The following is a 1199-nucleotide window of genomic DNA, read 5'->3' on the forward strand; positions in this document are numbered from 1 at the left end:
GGAGCTGCTGGCAAGCTGTAATAACGATAGGTAAGAGTCATCCTCTGTATGACCAGTAGGAGCACTTTTCCCCCGTTTCACACCGTACGTGATAGTTTCCCATCATACGGCGTTCCATCATGCATGGTTTGCCCAGAACCTCACTTAGATTGACAATTTTTCTCTAAAGCTTAAAATCCTTTTTCGCATTTTGCTCGGTAAATCTTCATAATCCCGTTCATCGTGAATCATATCGTGACACGCTTTGTGCAGGGTTGCGAGATTCGCTACTCGGTTAACAAACTCCAAAGGAAGATGGGGCTGGATATGATGGATGTTGACGTTATGTTGTACTGGCTCCTGACACACCCTACATTTACCTCTGTCCCGATTAAAGACGTAAGGACGATTCAAATAATATTCAAAATTGCGCTTGCTGTCCTTCTCTGTCCAAAGAATGGCCTGTGAAAAGGATAACGTCAGCAAATCGTCCGCTCGGGCGAGTAGGCGTTTCTTTCCTGTTCGTTGACGGTATATCTCCCTGCCTTCCTTACTGTAGGGAGTCTCGTTTTGCACTTTGGGATAAGCCATACGCCATGTACAAAATGCAAAAGAGGTGATACCTATCTTCAATCCACGATACATAATGGCTGGTACAGCGGCTGTATAGTTACTGTGAACCGAGTGCAAATTGCTCAGTTCATTCGCCGGAGTCCACGTTCCACCAAATCTTTTCAGTGCTTTGAAAGCCGTGTAACGAAGTTTGCTGGCTTCTTTGGAAAGCACTATATTTACCCAGGTCGCTGCTTCGTAATATTGAATGACGCCGCGGATTTTGGAGTTAATTACATTGATCTGATGGATAAGTTCTTCCTTCATTCTGGATTGACGAGGCGAGAACTTCCTCAGACTCCTGATGTCTTCCTTAATTTCCTCTACTTTGTCTTTCAGCCGCTGGGAGTTGGGTCGGGTACGGGCTATGAATCCTTTCCGAGCTTTTCCTTTTACTACTTTGTACGTAAATCCCAGAAACCGAATTGGCTTTTTCCTGACATTGGTAATGAGCGTTTTCTCTGTTGAAAGGCGAAGTTTTAGATTCGTTTCCAAATACTTCGAGATACGCCGTTTCCATTTCTCCGCATTGCTCTTAGTTTGAGTGACTAAAACCCAATCGTCCGCGTAACGAATGAGGTATGCAGGCTTTAAATTGCTCTTTCGTT

The 1199-nt window shown here is 44.5% G+C and carries 1 protein-coding gene; it reads right to left on the reverse strand.

Annotation, left to right across the window (positions count from 1 at the left end):
- Window positions 1-144 precede the first annotated feature (144 nt).
- A partial coding sequence (locus OIN60_RS03755; protein WP_305753548.1) for a group II intron reverse transcriptase occupies window positions 145-1199 on the reverse strand: 1055 nt, incomplete at its 5' end.

Source organism: Paenibacillus zeirhizosphaerae (genome assembly GCF_030705605.1).
In the GTDB taxonomy this organism is placed as follows: domain Bacteria; phylum Bacillota; class Bacilli; order Paenibacillales; family Paenibacillaceae; genus Paenibacillus; species Paenibacillus zeirhizosphaerae.